General features: G+C 71.4%; 18 protein-coding genes and 1 pseudogene. 8 read left to right on the forward strand and 11 right to left on the reverse strand.

Going from position 1 to position 17,866, the window contains the following annotated elements; translation table 11 throughout:
* Nucleotides 1–373, forward strand: a pseudogene (locus ABZ749_RS00215) (fatty acid--CoA ligase); the annotation flags it as partial.
* 183 nt (nucleotides 374–556) lie between these two features.
* On the opposite strand, the gene ABZ749_RS00220 reads toward ABZ749_RS00215, so the two are convergent.
* The 6 genes from ABZ749_RS00220 to ABZ749_RS00245 all read right to left on the reverse strand — a co-directional run bounded on the left by ABZ749_RS00220 (nucleotide 557) and on the right by ABZ749_RS00245 (nucleotide 5,856).
* A complete protein-coding gene (locus ABZ749_RS00220; protein WP_357203791.1) occupies nucleotides 557–1,567 on the reverse strand; it encodes an NADPH:quinone reductase in 1,011 nt (336 codons plus the stop codon).
* Between the two features lie 28 nt (nucleotides 1,568–1,595).
* Nucleotides 1,596–2,249 carry an HAD family phosphatase gene (locus ABZ749_RS00225; protein ID WP_357221038.1) on the reverse strand — a complete coding sequence of 218 codons (654 nt, stop codon included), beginning with the start codon at nucleotides 2,247–2,249 and terminating at the stop codon, nucleotides 1,596–1,598.
* A 32-nt stretch (nucleotides 2,250–2,281) separates the two neighbouring features.
* The gene (locus ABZ749_RS00230) at nucleotides 2,282–3,109 is read right to left on the reverse strand and encodes a hypothetical protein (RefSeq protein WP_357221135.1); all 828 of its coding nucleotides are present in this window, start codon (nucleotides 3,107–3,109) and stop codon (nucleotides 2,282–2,284) included.
* Nucleotides 3,110–3,297: 188 nt separating this feature from the next.
* Complete coding sequence (locus tag ABZ749_RS00235) at nucleotides 3,298–3,969, reverse strand: FKBP-type peptidyl-prolyl cis-trans isomerase (RefSeq protein WP_357221041.1); 672 nt, start codon at nucleotides 3,967–3,969, stop codon at nucleotides 3,298–3,300.
* Nucleotides 3,970–4,115: 146 nt separating this feature from the next.
* Complete coding sequence (locus tag ABZ749_RS00240; RefSeq protein ID WP_357221044.1) at nucleotides 4,116–4,754, reverse strand: DUF4241 domain-containing protein; 639 nt, start codon at nucleotides 4,752–4,754, stop codon at nucleotides 4,116–4,118.
* Between the two features lie 73 nt (nucleotides 4,755–4,827).
* A complete protein-coding gene (locus ABZ749_RS00245; RefSeq protein WP_357221047.1) occupies nucleotides 4,828–5,856 on the reverse strand; it encodes a Ku protein in 1,029 nt (342 codons plus the stop codon).
* A gap of 86 nt (nucleotides 5,857–5,942) precedes the next feature.
* On the opposite strand from ABZ749_RS00245, the gene ligD (ABZ749_RS00250) reads away from it, so the two are divergent.
* Both ligD (ABZ749_RS00250) and ligD (ABZ749_RS00255) read left to right on the forward strand, forming a co-directional pair.
* Entirely contained in the window at nucleotides 5,943–6,884 is a 942-nt protein-coding gene (ligD, locus tag ABZ749_RS00250) for a non-homologous end-joining DNA ligase (RefSeq protein ID WP_357221050.1), read from the forward strand.
* A complete protein-coding gene (gene ligD, locus ABZ749_RS00255; protein ID WP_357221053.1) occupies nucleotides 6,874–7,788 on the forward strand; it encodes a non-homologous end-joining DNA ligase in 915 nt (304 codons plus the stop codon). Before ligD (ABZ749_RS00250) ends, ligD (ABZ749_RS00255) begins: the two co-directional genes overlap by 11 nt.
* A gap of 73 nt (nucleotides 7,789–7,861) precedes the next feature.
* Here the strand turns inward: ligD (ABZ749_RS00255) and ABZ749_RS00260 are convergent, their stop codons facing one another.
* The gene (locus ABZ749_RS00260) at nucleotides 7,862–10,168 is read right to left on the reverse strand and encodes an esterase-like activity of phytase family protein (protein ID WP_357221056.1); all 2,307 of its coding nucleotides are present in this window, start codon (nucleotides 10,166–10,168) and stop codon (nucleotides 7,862–7,864) included.
* Between the two features lie 53 nt (nucleotides 10,169–10,221).
* Nucleotides 10,222–11,307, reverse strand: coding sequence for a hypothetical protein (locus ABZ749_RS00265; RefSeq protein ID WP_357221059.1), 1,086 nt, complete (start codon nucleotides 11,305–11,307; stop codon nucleotides 10,222–10,224).
* Between the two features lie 145 nt (nucleotides 11,308–11,452).
* On the opposite strand from ABZ749_RS00265, the gene ABZ749_RS00270 reads away from it, so the two are divergent.
* The gene (locus ABZ749_RS00270) at nucleotides 11,453–12,205 is read left to right on the forward strand and encodes a TIGR03089 family protein (protein WP_357221061.1); all 753 of its coding nucleotides are present in this window, start codon (nucleotides 11,453–11,455) and stop codon (nucleotides 12,203–12,205) included.
* A 132-nt stretch (nucleotides 12,206–12,337) separates the two neighbouring features.
* Nucleotides 12,338–13,060, forward strand: a complete 723-nt coding sequence (locus tag ABZ749_RS00275; protein ID WP_357203773.1) for a hypothetical protein — start codon at nucleotides 12,338–12,340, stop codon at nucleotides 13,058–13,060.
* Nucleotides 13,061–13,072: 12 nt separating this feature from the next.
* Here the strand turns inward: ABZ749_RS00275 and ABZ749_RS00280 are convergent, their stop codons facing one another.
* Nucleotides 13,073–13,444, reverse strand: coding sequence for a DUF4267 domain-containing protein (locus ABZ749_RS00280; RefSeq protein WP_357221064.1), 372 nt, complete (start codon nucleotides 13,442–13,444; stop codon nucleotides 13,073–13,075).
* Between the two features lie 90 nt (nucleotides 13,445–13,534).
* On the opposite strand from ABZ749_RS00280, the gene ABZ749_RS00285 reads away from it, so the two are divergent.
* A complete protein-coding gene (locus ABZ749_RS00285) occupies nucleotides 13,535–14,107 on the forward strand; it encodes a TetR/AcrR family transcriptional regulator (protein WP_357221067.1) in 573 nt (190 codons plus the stop codon).
* A gap of 32 nt (nucleotides 14,108–14,139) precedes the next feature.
* On the opposite strand, the gene ABZ749_RS00290 is transcribed toward ABZ749_RS00285, so the two are convergent.
* Both ABZ749_RS00290 and ABZ749_RS00295 read right to left on the reverse strand, forming a co-directional pair.
* On the reverse strand, nucleotides 14,140–14,361 hold the full coding sequence (locus tag ABZ749_RS00290) for a hypothetical protein (protein ID WP_357221137.1): 222 nt from the start codon (nucleotides 14,359–14,361) through the stop codon (nucleotides 14,140–14,142).
* Between the two features lie 422 nt (nucleotides 14,362–14,783).
* A complete protein-coding gene (locus ABZ749_RS00295; protein ID WP_357221070.1) occupies nucleotides 14,784–16,463 on the reverse strand; it encodes a DNA repair helicase XPB in 1,680 nt (559 codons plus the stop codon).
* Nucleotides 16,464–16,635: 172 nt separating this feature from the next.
* Between ABZ749_RS00295 and ABZ749_RS00300 the strand changes: the two genes are divergently transcribed.
* Entirely contained in the window at nucleotides 16,636–17,514 is an 879-nt protein-coding gene (locus ABZ749_RS00300; protein ID WP_357221074.1) for a L,D-transpeptidase family protein, read from the forward strand.
* 97 nt (nucleotides 17,515–17,611) lie between these two features.
* A complete protein-coding gene (locus ABZ749_RS00305) occupies nucleotides 17,612–17,848 on the forward strand; it encodes a hypothetical protein (protein ID WP_355004954.1) in 237 nt (78 codons plus the stop codon).
* Nucleotides 17,849–17,866 lie beyond the last annotated feature (18 nt).

Consider the following 17,866-nt stretch of genomic DNA (forward strand, 5'->3'; position numbering starts at 1 on the left):
GGACGGGTACATCAACCTGACCGACCGCGCCAAGGACGTGATCAAGTCCGGCGGCGAGTGGATCTCGTCGGTGGAGTTGGAGAACGCCTTGATGGCCCACCCGGCGGTGCTGGAGGCGTGCGTGGTGGGGGTCCCGGACGAGCGATGGGACGAACGTCCGCTGGCCACCGTCGTGGTCCGGGAGGGCGCTTCGGTGACCGCCGAGGAGTTGCGGGACTTCCTGGCCGGGTCGGTGGCGCGCTGGCAGTTGCCCGAGCGCTGGGCGTTCATCGACACGGTGCCGAAGACCAGCGTGGGCAAGTTCGACAAGAAGGTCGTCCGTTCGCGGTACGCCGAAGGCGAGCTGACTGTCCGGGAGCTGACAGCCCCGTAACGTTTTCCCCGGCACTGTCGCCTGTTGGGGCGGGAGTACTCCTGAACCCTCCCCAGGGGCGGCCCCGGCGTTCGCACCGCGCCGGGGCCGCCCGCTCCACGCGGGGTAACCCGCACCGTCATTGTTGCGAAACTTGTTCGCTTCTGTCCTGCTGACGAGAAAATCGGGTGGTCGGCGACCCGATCAGGCGTCGCTGGTGGTGATGAGCACCTTGCCCACCGTCGAGTCCTCCACCGCCTGGTGCGCCGCGGCCGCCTCCGCCAGCGGGTAGTAGTGCAACGGCAGGCCGGCGTCCGCGCCGACCCGGATGCCACCCTGGCTGGCCGCCGCCGCCACGTCCTTCACGCCCTGCGCCTTGGCCGCCTTCGGCTCGGTGTAGACCAGGACGAACTGCCAGCGGGCGTTCGGCGCCATCATCGCCCGGATCGGGATGCTCACCTCGTCCCCGCCGTTGTCGGCGTACATGCAGACCGCGCCGCCGTGCCGCAGCACCCGTGCGTCGACCGAGGCGTTGCGGGCGGGGGCAACCTCCACGATCGTGTGGACCCCGTCGGGAGCGATCTTGTGGACCTCCTCGACCACGTCCTGCTCCCGATAGTTGATCACGAAGGATGCGCCGGCCGAGGCTGCGAGCTGGGCCTTCTCCGCGCTGCTCACAGTGGCGATCACAGTGGCGTCGGCCCAGCGGGCGAGCTGGATCGCGGCGTTGCCGACCGCGCCCGCGCCGCCCTGCACCAGCACCGTGTGATCCGCCAGCGCGCCCGCCCGCAGCGTGTCCGGCATGAACTCGCCAGCCGTCAGACAGCGGTGCGCGGTGAGGAACGGAATGCCGAGGGCCGCGCCCAGCTCGAACGGAGCGGCACCGAGGCGTACCGCCTGCCGGACCGGCACCAGCGTGTACTCCGCCGTCGTGCCCCACTGTCGCTGCCAGGCGGCCTCCCAGACCCACACCCGCTCACCGATCAGGTCGGGGTCGACCCCGTCGCCGACCGCCTCGACCAACCCCGCGCCGTCCTGCCCGGGGATCTGCCACCCGTTCGGCGGGCTGTTGCGGCGGGACTTCCAGTCGGTCGGGTTCACCCCGGAGACCGCCATCCGCACCAGGACCTCGCCCGCCCCCGGCTCGGGCACCGGGCGGTCGACCAGGTCGAGCACCGAAGGGTCGCCGTTGCGCTCGTACACGATGGCCTTCATCCGTGGTCTCTACCCGGCTCGACCCCTGTCAACCCAGCTCGTCCACCAGCTCCGGGGTCAGCTCACCGATCGCGTTCAGCGTCACCACGGCCAGCGCGGCGGCGTCCGGATCGAGCGGGTACGAGCCGTGCGGCACCGCCACCACCCGCATCCCCGCCGCCGCGGCGGAACGCACCCCGTTGGACGAGTCCTCCACGGCCACACACCGGGTCGGGTCGACGCCGAGGCGCTGCGCCACGCTCAGGTACACGTCCGGTGCGGGCTTGCCCCGCTCGGTCTGCTCGGTGGAGAGGGTCGCGCCGAACGCGTCGGTCAGGCCGGTCGCCGCCAGCGCCGCCTCGATCAGCCGGGTCGGCGACGAACTGGCCAACCCGAGCGGCCACCGCGCGGCCAGCCCGCGAACGACCTGGTCGGCGCCGTCGATCAGGGGTACGTGGTCCCGGTAGCGTCGGGCCATCTCCTCGACCACCTCGACGGCGACCTGCTCGGCGGTGCGGTCGACGTCCAGCTCTCCGCTGAGGTAGTGCGCCCACTCGCCGGTGCTCATCCCCATCAGTCGGCGTTGCGTGTCGGGCTGCCACGTCCCGCCGTGCGCCGCCACGTACGCCCGCCGGACCTCCTCCCACACCGGCTCGGAATCCACGATCACGCCGTCCAGGTCGAAGACCACAGCATCAGTCACGGGCCCATCCTGCCCGACCGGTGGGTGCCCGGTCAGCCGGGCAACGCGGGCAGACCGAGCGGGCTGCCCTCGGGGAGCAGGGTGTGGCCGGACCGGGCGATCGGCTCCAGCAGCTCCCGGAGCCGGTCCGTGTCGTCGGTGCCGAGCGCCTGCCAGGGGTGCGCGGCGGCCAGGTCGGTGGCGTCCTCGATGGCCTGGAACTCGGCCCGGGCGTGGTCGGTGGCCGCGCCGTCACCGGTGAGCCAACCCCGCTCGGTGAGCCGCTCGCGGGCGGCCTGCCACTGCTCCTCGGACCAGCCCCGGCCCAGCAGGTACTGCGGTGGCGAGCCGTCCAGCGCGACCCGCGCGGTCAGCGTCTCCACCGGGTCCAGGCCGGCGGCCACGAGCGCCGCCACGTGCCCGTCCCCCCGGTGCTCCCGCAGCGTGGTGGCGGCCTGCCAGAGCCGCGCCAACGGGTACTCACCGGCCGGGAGAGCCGCGTTCGCCGCGCCGAGCACCCGGCCGGCGGTCTGCGCCGCCGTTGCGGCCCGTTCCAACAGGTCGGCGGCCTCCACGAGGTGCGACTCAGGAAGCTCGTAGGTCAACTCGGCGAGCGCCTGCACCGCACCGGTCAGGCGGGCACGCAGCGCCTCCTGGGGAGTGGCCAACCGCCACACCGCAGGCAGTGCGCGGGTCACCATCGGCGGCGCGAAGTTGAAGAAGGCGGCGATCACCGGGGCCGCCTCGGCGGCTCCCAGCGGCGCGGCCCGGCCGGCGAAGTAACCGCGCCAGTAGCCGCGCAACCCGACCGCCTCGTACGCGGCACGCGCCCGGGGGTGAAGGTAGGTGACAGCGTGGACCGGCTCGAAGTACGCCCACATCAACCGGGCGGTCCGCCCAGGCTCGTCCAGCGCAGTCACACGCACCTCCGCGTCGCGTTCCGGATGCTCACCCCGGGCGGCGAACCGCCCGGGGTGACGCCGAACCTACTGCCGCTGGGTGACGGGCCGGAAGCCCCATGTGAACAACTCCATCCCGTCCCGGCGACAACCAGGACGATCCGGGCAGGTCACTGGGCGGCGAGCACGTCCACCACGAAGCGCAGCGGACCGGTCGGACGTCCACCGGCGTTGGCCTCGTCGTTGCCGTACGCCAGCTCACCCGGGATGTCGAGCTGCACCCGGCTGCCCACTGTCACCCCGACCAGGCCCTGGTCCCAGCCCGGGATGACCTGGCCGACGCCGATCGGGAAGGTGGCCGGCTGCCCGGCCTTCCACGAGGAGTCGAACTCCTTGCCGTCCTTGAAGAACACCCCCACGTAGTTGGTGGTGATGTTCTGGCCCTTCTGCACGGCCGGGCCCTTGCCCTTGATCAGCGGGGTGACCACGAGCTTCTTCAGGTCACCCGTGCCCGGCGTCACGGTCGGCTTGGTGCCCAGCGCCGGGTCGGAGCCCTCGGGCAGCTGCGGTGCGGGGGGCGCTCCGGCCTCGTCGGGGGCCGGGGCGGAAGCGGACGGGGTCGCGTCGGCCTGGTTCTTGGGCTTGTCGTCGCCCCCGCCGATCGCCACGAAGACGCCGATCAGCGTCGCGGCCACGGCGAGGGCGGCGAGGCTACTGAGCCCGGCGTTGATCTTCCGCCTCCGGTCGGCGGCCTTCTTCTCCGCCAACTGGGCGGCCAGGCGGCGCCCCGACTTGGTTGCCGGGCTCTGGTCCGGGCCCGTCTGCTGCGTCCGCTCGCTCACGTCGTCGACTCCCTGCTGCGAAGTGTGGCCGGCACCCGGTGCCGGGGGGAAAGCCGACGCACACGGTACCCGCACAGCGGCCCACCGTGCCCGCCGCGGACGCCTCGGATCGCCCAGCGCGACAGTTCCGGGTCTTTCCCGGGCGGTTATTCCGGGACGACCATGAAGTCGGTCACGAACGAGGTGACCCGCCCGTCGGCGGCACGGCCGATCCAGGTGCCGTAGCAGCCGTCGCCCCAACCGGTGGCCACTGTGACGACGTTGGCACCGCTGGCCTCGTCCAAAACGGCGGTGATCAGCCCTGGAACCGGGGACGAGGGCAGCTCGGCCGGGATGAAGACCTCCTCGACCAGGTCCTCGTCCCAGCCCTCCAGGACGGCGAGGGCGGTCGGGTCGGCGAGGGTGCCGACGCCGGCATCCACCCCGTAGCCGAAGTAGTCGTCAGCACCGAGCGTGGCGACGTTCTGGTCACCCGCGACGGCCGGCTCCCAGCGGATCGTCGGCTCGGCTGAGACGACCAGTTCCAGCGCCGCGACCCGCCGGTCCACCTCGGCGTCCTCCCGGAGCACCACAGCCACCCAGGCACGGGCGGGATGCCGCCCCGGCGGCACTGTCACGGTGAACGGCTCCGCCTCCGGGCAGACCAGCGGGTCACACCCGACCACACGGCCGGTCGGCAACACGATGTCGCCCACCGGGTGCACCTCGATCAGGTATCCGCCGTGCTGGTCGGTGAAGCGGGCGCCGGGCGTCAGTAACCGGTCCAGATCAGGGGTGTACGGCATGGGGGCTCCTCCGGTCGCCAGCGGCCGGCGGAGCGTACCCGGCGAGGCGGACACCGCCGCCGCTGCCGTACGGTCAGGCGCTCTTGCGGGGTGCGGTCTTGCGTGCGGCGGTCTTCTTCGCCGGCTCCGCCTTCTTCGCGGCGGTCTTCTTGGTGGCGGTCTTCTTCGCCGGCTCCGCCGCCTTCTTCTCGGCCGTCTTCTTCGCCGCTGTCTTCTTCGCGGGAGCCTTGGCCGCCTTCTTCTCGGCTGCCTTCTGCGCCGACCGGGCCGACGAGATGGGCGTCGGCTCACCCCCGCCACCACCTCCGCCGGCGGGCTGCTCGCCGCGAGCCGCCTTGGCGCGCTCCACCGAGGCCTTCAACGCCGCCATCAGGTCCACCGCCGCGGCCGGGGCCTCCTCGACCTCCTCCGGCTGGACGACCTCCCGACCCTCCACCTTGGCGTCGATGACCTCCTGCAACGCGGCCCGGTAGTCGTCGGTGAAGACGTCCGGCTCGAACTCGCCGGTCATCGAGTCGATCAGCGAGCTGGCCATGGCCAGCTCCGGGGGGCGCACCTTGAGGTCCTCGTCGAGGAAACCGAAGTCCGGGGTACGGATCTCGTCCGGCCAGAGCATGGTGTTGAGCAGCAGCACACCCTCACGGACCCGCAGCGTGGCCAACTGCTCCCGCTGGCGCAGCGCCACCTTGACGATGGCCACCCGCTCCGAGTCGATGAGCGCGTCGCGCAGCAGCACGTACGGCTTGGTAGCGGCGCCGTCCGGCTCGAGGAAGTACGCCTTGTTGTAGAGGATCGGGTCGACCTGCTCGGCCGGCACGAACTCCAGCACGTCGATGGCACGGGAGCTGGTCAGCGGCAGGTCGGCGAAGTCCTCGTCGGTGAGGATCACCATCTCGCCACCGCCGATGTCGTAGCCCTTGGCGATGTCGTCGTAGGTGACCTCTTCGCCGCAGACCGAGCAGGTGCGCTTGTAGCGGATCCGGCCGCCGTCCTCGCGGTGCACCTGGTGGAACCGAATGTCCTTCTCCTCGGTCGCGGAGTAGAGCTTCACCCCGATCGAGACGAGCCCGAACGACACGGCTCCCTTCCAGATGGCACGCATCCTGCGCTCCCTTCCCCGGTATCGACCATGCTCGCATCCGAAGGAACCGGACGCGAGGTGTTCGGCCCGCTACTACAATTCGGGTCGTGCCCGGAGCGCCGCTCAAGCCGATGCTCGCGATGACCGGGCCGCTCCCGGCCGGCGACGGCTGGGCGTACGAGTTCAAGTGGGACGGCGTCCGCGCCCTGGCCGACATCTCAGGTGGTGGTCAACACCTGTATGCCCGTTCCGGCGTGGAGATCACCGCCGCGTACCCGGAGTTGGCAACCCTGCCCGAGCAGGTCGACGACGCGCTGCTCGACGGTGAGGTGGTGCTGCTCGGCCAGGGTGGGCAGCCGTCGTTCACCGCGTTGGCCGAGCGGATGCACGTCCGGGACCGGGCCAGGGCGGCCCGGTTGGCAGCGGTCATGCCGGTGACGTACATGATCTTCGACCTGCTCCGGCTGAACGGCGACGACCTGACCGGCTGGCCGTACGAGCGCCGCCGGGAGGCGTTGGACGCGCTGGCGCTCGGTGGCCTCCGGTGGGCGGTGCCACCGACGTTCAGCGACGGGCCGGCGACCTACGAGGCGGCCGGGGAGCACGGCCTGGAGGGTGTGATGGCCAAGCGCTCCGGGGCCGTCTACCGCCCGGGGGTGCGCTCGCCGGACTGGGTGAAGGTCAAGCTGGAGGTGACCGGCGACTTCGTCATCGGCGGTTGGCGACCGGGCGCTCGCCGGATCGGCGGGCTGCTGGTCGGGGTGCCCGGCCCGGATGGCCGACTGATCTACCGGGGTCGCGTCGGCGGCGGGATCGGCGCGGCCATCGAGCGGCAGCTCCTCGCCGAGCTGGAGCCGCTGCGCTCCGGCGTGTCACCGTTCGCGCCGGGGGTGCCGCGCGAGGATGCGCGAGGCGCCATCTGGGTAGAACCCCGGGTGGTGGTGGAGGTGAAGTACGGCCAGCGCACCCCCGACGGCCGGCTGCGCTTCCCCCGGGTGCTGCGGTTGCGCCCGGACAAACCTCCGGAGGAGGTCGACGATGCCGGCTGACCGGCTACGGGTGGACGTCGAGGGCCGTGCGCTGGAGCTGTCCAACCTGGACAAGGTGCTCTACCCGGCGGCCGGGTTCACCAAGGGTGAGGTGATCGACTACTACACCCGGATCTCGCCGGTGCTGCTGCCGCACCTGCGGGACCGACCGGTCACCCGGATCCGCTTCCCCAACGGGGTGGACGACAAGTCGTTCTTCGAGAAGAACACGCCAGCCGCGACCCCGGAATGGGTGCGGGTGGAGAACCTGCCGGCGCCCGGGTCGACGAAGGGCCGGGAAACCATCGACTACGTGGTCGCCGACGACCTTCCCACCCTGGTCTGGCTGGCCAACCTGGCCGCCCTGGAGCTGCACACACCGCAGTGGAAGGTGGGCGAGCACCCGGACATGATGGTCGTCGACCTGGACCCGGGCCCCCCGGCCGGGCTGGCCGAGTGTTGCCCGGTGGCGGTGCTGATGCGCGACCGCCTCGCCGACGACGGCATCGAGTCGTACCCGAAGACGTCCGGCAAGAAGGGCATGCAGCTCTGCTGCCCGATCGCCGGCACCCAGTCGTCCGACCTCGTCTCCGACTACGCCCGGCGGATCGCCCAGGAGTTGGAGAAGGCCCACCCGAAGCTGATCGTGTCGAAGATGGCGAAGAACCTGCGACCGGGCAAGGTCTTCATCGACTGGAGCCAGAACAACGCGGCGAAGACCACAGTGGCGCCGTACTCGCTGCGGGCCCAGTCGGTGCCGTCGGTGTCGACGCCGCTGACCTGGGACGAGGTGGAGGCCGGCGCTCGCGGCCGGAAGCCGGCCGTCCGCCAGTTCACCGCCGCCGAGGTCCTGGCCCGCGTCGAGGAGTACGACGACCTGCTCGGCCCCCTGCTCGACGGCGGGCCGGAACTGCCCACTCGCTGACGAGCGCCGACGGTAGGAAGCGCCCGGCCCGGCGTCCACGCTTGCGGACGCCGGGCCGGGTCGGCTGCACAGGTCAGTTGCGGCCGAAGACCTTGCGGCTGGAGCCGAGGCGCAGGAGCATCGTCTCGCCGGTGGCGTCCTGGACCCCGTCGTTGTCGGTGATCGCGTACACCTCGCCGTTGCCGGCCACTGTCAGCCCCTCCAGCTTCTCCTGCGTCCACCCGTTGGTGGCGCGCAGCGCGGGCAGCACGTCGACGGCGAGCGTCTTCGGCAGGACGGTCAGCGGCCCGGTCGCCGCCGCACCGGGCAGTGGCACCGTGTAGATCCGCTTGACAGTGGCGGCCGGGCCGTTCAGCTTGTCCCGTTCGATGACCGCGAGCCGGTCGCCGACCACTGTGATCTCGGAGAGGCCCATCCAGTCGCCGGGCACCGTGGTGGCCCCCAATCGGTAGCCGAACCAACTCCAGGTGCCCGCCGCCACGTCGTACCGGCCGAGCCGGACGACGCCGGCCGGGTCGGTGCTCAACTCCCGCTGTACGGCCACCCAGACGATCTCCCGGCCCTGCCGGTCGGTGATAGCGGTCACCCCCTCCAGGCCCTGCTTGCCGAGGCCGGCGGCGACCTCGGCGGGCAGCGGGACGGTCTGCCGGGTCACCCCGGCCGCGTCGAGCCGGACCAGCTTGTTCTCCGCGCCCTTGGCACCCTCCACGGCGAGCCAGAAGCCGCCCTGCGGGCGGGCGAAGATGCCCTCCGCGTCGTACCCGACCGGAGCGCCGGCCGCGTCCCGCACCGGCAGCGCACCGGTGATCACGGCCGGCGTCCGCTTCGCGTCGACGGTGAGGATGCGGGTCTGGCTGTACGCCGCATCGGTGACGCCGTAGAGCTGGTCCCGCTTGCCCGGGGCGGCGCTCAGCGCGCCGAGCGCGCCCCAACCGATCGGGGCACCCGACGTGTCCGAGGCCGAGACGATGCTCGGGAACGCCGGAGTGCCCTTGCCGAGCTGGAAGAGTGACACCGAGGCTCGAACGTTGACCGAGGCGTCGTCCTCCTCACTGGAGACCGCGAGCAGCCCGCGCGACGGGATGGGCAGCAGCCCTTCCGGCCCGTTCGTGGTCGGCAGGATCTGCCGGAACACCGGCCGGGTGGGGTCGCCCAGGTCGTAGACGGCGACGAAGTTGCTCCGCTCCGAGCCGACGAAGGCGTACCGGACGCCGTCGTACTCGGCGACGGCCACGCCCTCCGGCTCGGTGCCCTTCTTGCCGGCCCGGTCCTCGTTGTGCAGCCCGTACGTGACAGCGAGCCGCTCGAAGGTGTTGCCGGCGTCCCAGGCGACGCGTCCGCTGCGGCTGTCGAAGACCGACCAGCCACGGGTGCCGCCGTGCCAGTCGCCCTCGTTGGCAGTGGCGAGATAGCGATCGTCGACCCAGGCCACCGCGTCCGGCTCGCGGGGCACGCCGGTGATGCCGCCGGTCAGGTCGATGACACCGTCCTTCTTGGTGTCGATGCCGCTGATGGTGGCGGTGCCGGCGCTGAACACCTTCGTGAGCCGGCCGGTGGGCAGGTCGATCAGGGCGACGCCGTTGTTCTCCTGAAGCGTCACGGCCAGCTGGTTGCGGCTGTTGATCGAGACGTACTCCGGCTCGGGGTCGGACGGCGCGGCGAGACCGGCCTGCGCCAGGGCGGGCAGCGCGGTGCCGTCGGCCCCGGTCAGCGCGACCGGGCGCAGCCGCCAACCGGCCGCAGACTTCCCGGCCAGGTCGACGATCTGCACGAAACCGGCGGGTGCCTGGGGAAGGTCGCCTTCCTCGCCACCGGGCGGGGTGGCCTCCTCGTCGCGCTCGTTCTCGATGGCGATCGCGGCGTACCGCTTGTCCTTGCTGATCGCGATCGAGTCGGGCTGACCGCCGAGATCGAAGCTGGCCACCCGCTCCCGACTGGCCAGCTCGATCACGTCGAGTCGACCGGACGGTTCGGTGAAGCTGGCGCTGGTGTTCACCACCACCAGCACGTACCTGCCGACCACGGCGACGGAGGTCGGCTCGTCCTCGGCGTCGCCGAGCTGGGCCAGGGAGAGCGTGCCGAGGCCGCGCGGCCGGTCGGCACGGGAGATGTCCAGGAAGCCGATCCGCTTGGCCAGGGCGTCGGTGTGGATCAGGGTGCGGCCGTCCTCGCTGACCGCCGAGATCTCGGCGACCGTCGCCGTCGCCGGGTCCTCACCGGCCGGACGGTTCTGGAACACCGGGTACGTGGCGACCCGGTCGAAGGCGAGCGACGGGCCTGGGTGGTGGTGCGCGCCGGCCGACGCGGGGGTGGCCCCGGTCAGGCTGGCGGCGGCGACACCGGCGGCGGTGAGCGCGGTGAATGCTCTTCTGAGTGTCAAGACTTCCTCCGTCAGTTCGTACCCGCACGGAGGCTGACAGTCGTTGGGGAGCGTCAGCTTGCGCCGACGTGAACAGTCGGCGAAGCGCGGCGCAGCCGCCACCAGGCGCCGCCGACCAGGGCGAGCGTGAGGACTGTGACCGCGACGTCGCCGGCCAGGGCCGCCGCCGGGCTCGCCGGGGAGTAGGGCGGCACCAGGTACGCGAACGCTGCGGCGATGACCAGGCCCGCCGACCCGGCCGCGAGCACGTGCCGTTGCCCCCAACCGTTGCCCGACGACCAGTAGGCGATCAGGGCCCCGGCGGTGGCTGCCAGCATCAGTGCCACAGTCACTCCCGCCCAGCCGGGCGTCAGGTCGCCGCCGAACCGGACGAGGACGACCAGCAGACCCACCCAGAGCGGGTGCGGCACCCGACGGGCCCGACGCGGGCGGGGATGACGCCAGCGGGGCAGCAGGGCGACCGCGATCAGGGCGACGACCACCACGGCGGCGAAGGCCAGTTGGAGCGGGCTGGCCAGGAAGCCTTTGTCCCCGTTGATGTCCGAGAAGATGAACAGACTGCCGAGCAGGTAGGTCAGACCGACGACGAGGAGGCCGGGGCGGCCCAGCCACGGCCGCAGCCGGCGGTCCGCACCGAGGAACGACTCGATCAGCACGATCGGCGCGCAGATCGTCAGCACGATGTGGTTGCCGACGTAGTCGAACGCCTGCCGGAGGCTGAATTCGAGCCCCGGCACCAGCGACGCCCCGGCGGCGGCGCGGGTGTCGGCGTACTGCGTGTCGTTCAGGTAGTCGGGGTTGAACAACGACTGGTCGACCAGCCCGGCCTGGAGTACGCCGAACGCGGCGGCGAGCAGCACGATCGTCGGCCAGCCCGCGCCGAGGTGCCGGGCGGTCTCCCGGATGAGGATCGCCGCACCGCCGTACATCGGGCCGAGGAAGATCAGCACCGGGAGGAAGTCGTCGATGGCGAAGCCACCCCACGAGCACTCGGCCGCCCACGGGGCGAGCAGCAGCAACGCGATCACCGGCAGGAGCCGCCGGCGGAGAGGCAGACGGTCGGCGGGTACGAGACGGTCGGCGGCGGGGCGGTCGGTGGCGGGGCGGTCGCCCGTGACGGGGTCGGAACCGGTCGGCATGGGCGCTCCTCGGCGGCGTTCTCTTCGGGGGTCACCTGCACGGTGCCCGTGCCACCCGGTCACCCGATACGGCCATCGGCCGACGACCGGCGCTACCAAAGTCGTTGAGTACTGTGATGCCGACGTCGACCCGGGGAGCGTGAAGATGCAGCCAACCGACACGGCCGACCTGGCGGCCCGGCCCGTCGAGGCCGAGCGCCCGCTGCTCAGCTACCGCGACGAGGCGACCGGCGAGCGCGTCGACCTGACCGCGCAGCAGGTCGGCCAGTGGGCTGCCCGGAGCGCCGGCCTGCTGCGGGACGGGTGCGGCCTTGGCCCCGGCAGCCGCGTAGCGGTCCTGCTGCCGCCGCACTGGCGTACCGCCGCTGTGTTGTTGGGGGCTTGGGCCTCGGGCCTGGCAGTCTCGTTCCGACCGCGCGCCACCGCGGGCCTGGCGGTCCTCGAACCCGGCGGCGACCGGCCGTTCGATGCGGTGTTCGTGACGCCGGAGCGGCAGGACGACTGGCTGGAGGACGTGCCGGACGCGCCGCACCGCTACCTCGTCGGCACCGGTCCGGGGCGGCTGGACGACGTGCCGTTGGGCTGGTTGGACTGGTCCGCCGAGGTGCTCCGGCACGGCGACGGCACGCCCGACCACACAGCCATCCACCCGTCGGACCCGGCGACCGCCGACGGCACCACCTACGGTCAGTGGGGTGCGCTCGCCCAGGAGTTCGCCACGATGCTGGACCTGCGCGCCGGCGACCGCCTGCTGGTCGACGCCGCCGAAACCGAGCAGCCGCTGAAGTGGTTGCTCGCGCCGCTCTCGGCCGGCGCGTCAGTGGTGATCAGCGCCAACCTCGACCCGGCGCGGCGGGACTCGATCGTCGCCTCGGAACACATCACCCGCGTCCTCTGAGGCCGTCTCGAGTCACTCGACCGGTGGAGCCTCCGCCTTCCGTCAGCTCTCACATTTCTCCTGCTCATACGCTTCGCCGAAGGCACGCGCGATGGTCCGGGCGCGGCCACTGTGCACACCGGCGGAGGGTCGATGGCTTCGAGGCGTACACCTCGGGTTGTGGTCGCGGCGGTGGCCGGCGGCCTGTTCGCCCTCGGGGTGGTCGCGCCCGGCCCGGCGGCGGCGCCGATGCCCCGTGCGGCCCAGGCCGACGGGCCCACGGCCCCCGACCCGCGCGAGCCGCGCCCGCCGCTGCTCCCCGCCGACTTCCAGGGCACCGGCCGGTACGTCGTGCGGGACCTCGGCATCGACGTGCCGTTCTCCTGGCAGGGCCGCGACGGCAACAGCCAGATGATCGCCGGCGGCCCGGACCACCCGATCTGGTTCACGAACCTGATCTACGAGAACACGCTCTACACGCTCACCTACAAGTGGCCGAACATCCCGCTGTTCCCGCCCCGCGCGTGCAGCAAGGTCCCGGGTTTCTTCAACCGGCAGATCTTCAACGACAAGCTGAAGACCGCCCGCTACGTGGGGCCGGAGATCCTCCAGGGTGAGAAGGACCGACATGTCGACCACTGGCGGGTCGGGGTGGTCGGCGGCTCCGCGGTGCCAGGGGAGTTCTTCCGGTTCCCGATCGCGCTCGGCGACATCTACGTCGACCAGCACGACCCGAGCCGCTGGTGGCAGGTGTTGCAGTTCGGCCTGCAGAACCTTTTCGACCCGGAGCTGGACGAATGGTTCACAATGGACACGTTCGACCACCGCCCCGGAGAGGTCACCCTCCCCGACCGCTGCCCACCCCCGACGTCGTAGCGCGTCCAGCGCTCACAGGGCGAACAGTAGGGCGGCGTCCAAGAGGACGACGACGGCTGTGGCGAAGTGGATGCCGAATGCCACAGCCTTCGTTCCGCCGATCCGCAGCACGATGAGGGTGTCGCCCAGCGGGACGAGCGCGACGATCAGCATGAACCACGCGACCGCGTCGGCGGTCGTGAAGGCGATCAGGGCGAGGCCGAGCAGCCCGAAAGTGAGGTCCTTCAGCCCTTTGACCGTCAGGTAGGCGGGGTCGCCGTCCGGACGGGCCGGCACGCCGTACCCGGCGGCGGCGGCCTGCGGTACCAGCAGGAACCGCGCACCGATGAAGGCGACGAAGAGGCTGAGTACGACGGCGAGCCCGTAGGCGATGAAGGACAGCATGAGTTCAACTCCCTTTCCTAGCGCTGCTAGATACTGGAGCAACGCTAGCAGAGCATCGGCAGAACTCCTAGCAGTGCTAGGGTTGCCGTCATGTCGACGCAGGGACGCCGGGAGCGCGAACGGGCCGAACGGGAGCAGGCCATCATCACCGCGGCCCGCGACCTGGCCCTGGCGGAAGGCTGGGACGCGGTGACCACCCGGCGGCTGGCGGCCGAGATCGAGTACAGCCAGCCCGTCCTCTACAGCCACTTCAAGGGCAAGGACGCCATCATGGCGGCGGTAGCCGTCGAGGGCTTCGCCGAACTGGCCGCCACGCTCGTCTCAGCCCGAGCGTCGGCTGGCGACTCCCGTCAGGCGGTCGCCGACGTCGCAGCGGCGTACGCCGCCTTCGCCGAGCAGCGGCCCGCGATCTACGACGCGATGTTCACCCTCGCCGTGGACCTGCCGTTCGCCAGCCAGGACGTCCCGACCGACCTGGCCCGGGGCTTCGCCGAGTTGGCCGAGACGGTGCGCCCATTTGTCGGCAACGACGACCTGGAGGCGGTCACCGAGACGTTCTGGAGCGGCCTGCACGGGCTGGTCACGCTGATGCGCAGCGGCCGGCTCCGCCGCGCCGACCACGACCGCCGGCTCGCGGTTCTGGTGGACCGCTTCTCCCGTTGAGCGATGCCGTCAGGGCCGGGCGCGCGCTGAGGTCACCGACCGCCGGGCCGGGATGCGCGTCGGGCGCAGGGCGACAGGTGGTCGGTGGGCAGGGCGCACCGCGCCCCGCCGGGCAGTGGCCGATCACAGAAGACCCAATGTCGTACGCCCTGCTGGTCCTCCGCCGAGACGGTCACCCCGCCCGGCTCGACCCGCGCGCTGAGCCGGACCGACACCCGAGCTGCGGTACGCGCGAAGATCCGGACGCGCAGCAGGTCAGGCGCGCTGCGGAAAGAGGGTGTGTTCGTTGGCCGTCCGGGCGCGGGGTCTTCGTCGCGGAGTCCCGTAAGCGCTGACGCTCGTTGACTGCCTGGAACGCGCCGGAGCGCGGAGGTCGTCGAGATCTTGGACAGTTTCCGTTCAGAGAGAGGACGGAAACTGTCCAAGATCTAGAGTGATGGACTAGCGGCACGGATCAGGGTGGCGCGGACGAGAGTTACCGCGTGCTGCTGGCGGCCCCACGCGGGCGACTGATTCTTTTACGACATCAGCTCCATAGCGAGCGCGAGAGACACCACGTCCCCGCCCCGCGCCCGCGCCCAACGCGGCGATCGACTCGGTTTTCAGGAGAACGCGGTGTCGGAGTCCCTCGGACACCCCGACTTCCTGAAAACCGAGTCGATCAAGGCCGTACGGGTCAGTCGACCGTGGGCAGCTTCGGGCCGAGGACGTCGTCGGCGTCGACGATCGTGTACGCGTACCCCTGCTCGGCGAGGAAGCGCTGCCGGTGTGCCGCGTACTCGGTGTCGATCGTGTCCCGGGACACCACAGTGTAGAAGTGCGCCTGCCGGCCGTCGGCCTTCGGCCGCAGCACCCGACCGAGCCGCTGCGCCTCCTCCTGGCGCGACCCGAACGTCCCGGACACCTGGATCGCCACCGCCGCCTCGGGCAGGTCGATCGAGAAGTTGCCGACCTTCGAGATGACCAGGGTTCGCAGCGCGCCGGACCGGAACGCGTCGAACAGGCGCTCCCGCTCCTTGTTCGTGGTCGAGCCCTGGATGATCGGCGCGTCGAGGTACTCGCCGAGCTGGTGCAACTGGTCGATGTACGCGCCGATCACCAGCACCTGGTCGTCAGGGTGCCGGTCGACCAGCGCCTTGACCACCGGCAGCTTGGTGCGGGCGGTCGCCGCCATCCGGTAACGCTCCTCCGCCTCCGCCGTCGCGTACGACATCCGCTCCGCGTCGGTGAGGGTCACCCGGACCTCGGTGCACTCGGCCGGGGCGATCCAGCCCTGCGACTCGATGTCCTTCCACGGCGCGTCGTACCGCTTCGGCCCGATCAGGCTGAACACGTCACCCTCGCGGCCGTCCTCGCGTACCAGAGTCGCGGTGAGGCCCAGCCGGCGGCGGGCCTGGAGGTCCGCCGTGAACCGGAAGATCGGCGCGGGCAGCAGGTGCACCTCGTCGTAGACGACCAGGCCCCAGTCGCGGGCCCCGAAGAGGTCCAGGTGGGTGAACGCGCCGCCGCGCCGCGAGGTGAGCACCTGGTACGTGGCGATGGTGACCGGACGGATCTCCTTGCGCTCGCCCGAGTACTCGCCGATCTCCTCCTCGGTCAGCGACGTGCGGGCGATCAGCTCCCGCTTCCACTGCCGACCGGCGACCGTGTTGGTGACCAGGATCAGTGTGGTCGCCTTCGCCTCGGCCATCGCCGCCGCGCCGACCAGGGTCTTGCCGGCACCGCAGGGCAGCACCACCACCCCCGACCCGCCGGCCCAGAACGCCTCCACGGCCTCCCGCTGGTACGAGCGCAGCGTCCACGGCTTGCGCCCGTCCTTGCCGGCCTCGGCCAGCTCGATCGGGTGCGCCTCACCGTCGACGTAACCGGCCAGGTCCTCCGCCGGCCAGCCCAGCTTGAGCAGCGCCTGCTTGAGCCGGCCACGCTCGGACGGGTGCACCCTGATGGTGTCGTCGTCGATCTTGTCGCCGAGCATCCCGGCGAGCTTCTTGCTCTTGGCCACCTCGATCAGCACCAGCCGGTCCAGTGCGCGCAGCACCAGCCCGTACGCCGGGTCGTTGGCGAGCTGGAGCCGGCCGTACCGGTCCATCGTCTCGGCCACGTCCACCAGCAGCGCGTGCGGCACCGGGTAGCGGGAGTATTTGAGCAGCGAATCCACCACACCCTCGGCGTCGTGCCCCGCCGCGCGGGCGTTCCACAGACCCAGCGGGGTCAGCCGGTAGGTGTGCACGTGCTCCGGCGAGCGTTCCAGCTCCGCGAACGGCGCGATCGCCATCCGGCAGGCCTGCGCGTCGGGGTGGTCGATCTCCAGCAGCAGGGTCTTGTCCGACTGCACGATCAGTGGTCCACCGCTCACGCCAGCGTCCTCTCCTCGGTTGGCCGACCGGCCGGAACGGGTCGCATACCCGCTGCTGGCCGACCATCCAGTGTTGCACGATGCGGGACGGTGAAAGAAAGATGCTCACCGGACGCAACCGTGATGGCACTCACGAACGTCTAGTAAAGGGACGACTGTCTGGGGAGGGCCCATGGAGCATGTCCGGATCGCCTCCCGGCTGGTTGCCCTCGTGGTGGTCGTGCTGGTCGGCGCGGGAGCGTGCGCGTTCGATCCGCAGTCCGGCGGGAGTGGTGGCGGGGGAGCCGCCCCAGCCGGTGCGGCGGAACAGGCAACGGGGGCGGGCGACACGTCCGGGCCCGACCAGCACGGCCGGCCCACCCCGGCCGCGCCCACAACGAAACCCTCCCGGAAACCCACGCCGAAGCCGACCCGCCCGGCACCCACCACGACCCCCGGCACCGGTACGCCGACAGTCGCCGGCTGCCCCCAGGGGCAGCACCAGCGGGCGGTGGAGACCCACCTGGCCCGGTTGGGCGGGTTCGGGGCGGTGACAGTGGACGGCCGGCAGTCCGCCGCCGACTGCGCGGCGATCAAGAAGTTCCAGAAGAGGTACGGCATTCGCCCCGTCGAGGGTCGCGCCGGACCAACCACCCTCGACGTGGCCCAGCGCCTCGCCACTACCGACACGACGCGCTGCAAGGCCGGCGCCGGCACCACGTTCTGCGTGGACCTCACCCGGCAGACCGTCTGGGCGCTCCGCGGCGGCAAGGTGATCATGGCGCCGACGGTGACCCGCACCGGCATGTCCGGCTACCGCACCCCGGCCGGCACGTACGCCGTCAACTACCGCAACCCCAAGGAGTGGTCCAACCCGTACGAGGTGTGGCTGCCGTACTGGCAGCACTTCACCCAGGGGATGGGCTTCCACGAAACCACCACCTACCTGCACGACAAGTCGATCGGCTCGCACGGCTGCGTCAACCTGCTGCACGCCGACGCCGTCCGGATGTGGGAGCTCGGCAAGGTCGGCACCCGGGTGGTGCTGATCGGCCGACGCCCCGGCACCTGAGTGACACGGAACGAATCGCGGCGATAACCCCCTGTCCGACTGGACCAACGAGTGTCACCCTTGGAGTCCAGGGCCGGACCGGGCGGGGAGGCTGGGCATGACGGTCGACCGTGACGTGATCGCGGAGCACGAACACGCACCACCCGACGAGGTGTCCCGAGCGACGGTGATCGCGTACGTCGTCGCGGCGACACTCCTGCTCGGGTGGTTCCTCTTCGGCTGGCTGGTGCTCCAGCAGGGCTTCGTCGACTCCATCGGCGAGTCCGCCGGTGCCGGCTTCGCGCTGCTGTTGATCATCTCGGTGGTCGGCACCGTACGCCGCAGTCGCCGCTGACCGACGGCGTCCGCGCGG

Origin of the sequence: Micromonospora sp. NPDC047753, assembly GCF_040642735.1 — a bacterium.
Lineage (GTDB): Bacteria > Actinomycetota > Actinomycetes > Mycobacteriales > Micromonosporaceae > Micromonospora.

Coding starts and splice junctions, on each gene's coding strand:
- ABZ749_RS00220 (WP_357203791.1), bottom strand. CDS start 1,567: ATGAAGGCCATCGTGTACGAGCGCAACGGCGACCCTTCGGTGCTCGAC.
- ABZ749_RS00230 (WP_357221135.1), bottom strand. CDS start 3,109: ATGTGGGCGTACTTCGAGCCGGTCCACGCTGTCACCTACCTTCACCCC.
- ABZ749_RS00240 (WP_357221044.1), bottom strand. CDS start 4,754: ATGCCGTACACCCCTGATCTGGACCGGTTACTGACGCCCGGCGCCCGC.
- ABZ749_RS00245 (WP_357221047.1), bottom strand. CDS start 5,856: ATGCGTGCCATCTGGAAGGGAGCCGTGTCGTTCGGGCTCGTCTCGATC.
- ligD (WP_357221053.1), top strand. CDS start 6,874: ATGCCGGCTGACCGGCTACGGGTGGACGTCGAGGGCCGTGCGCTGGAG.
- ABZ749_RS00265 (WP_357221059.1), bottom strand. CDS start 11,307: ATGCCGACCGGTTCCGACCCCGTCACGGGCGACCGCCCCGCCACCGAC.
- ABZ749_RS00270 (WP_357221061.1), top strand. CDS start 11,453: ATGCAGCCAACCGACACGGCCGACCTGGCGGCCCGGCCCGTCGAGGCC.
- ABZ749_RS00275 (WP_357203773.1), top strand. CDS start 12,338: ATGGCTTCGAGGCGTACACCTCGGGTTGTGGTCGCGGCGGTGGCCGGC.
- ABZ749_RS00280 (WP_357221064.1), bottom strand. CDS start 13,444: ATGCTGTCCTTCATCGCCTACGGGCTCGCCGTCGTACTCAGCCTCTTC.
- ABZ749_RS00285 (WP_357221067.1), top strand. CDS start 13,535: ATGTCGACGCAGGGACGCCGGGAGCGCGAACGGGCCGAACGGGAGCAG.
- ABZ749_RS00300 (WP_357221074.1), top strand. CDS start 16,636: ATGGAGCATGTCCGGATCGCCTCCCGGCTGGTTGCCCTCGTGGTGGTC.
- ABZ749_RS00305 (WP_355004954.1), top strand. CDS start 17,612: ATGACGGTCGACCGTGACGTGATCGCGGAGCACGAACACGCACCACCC.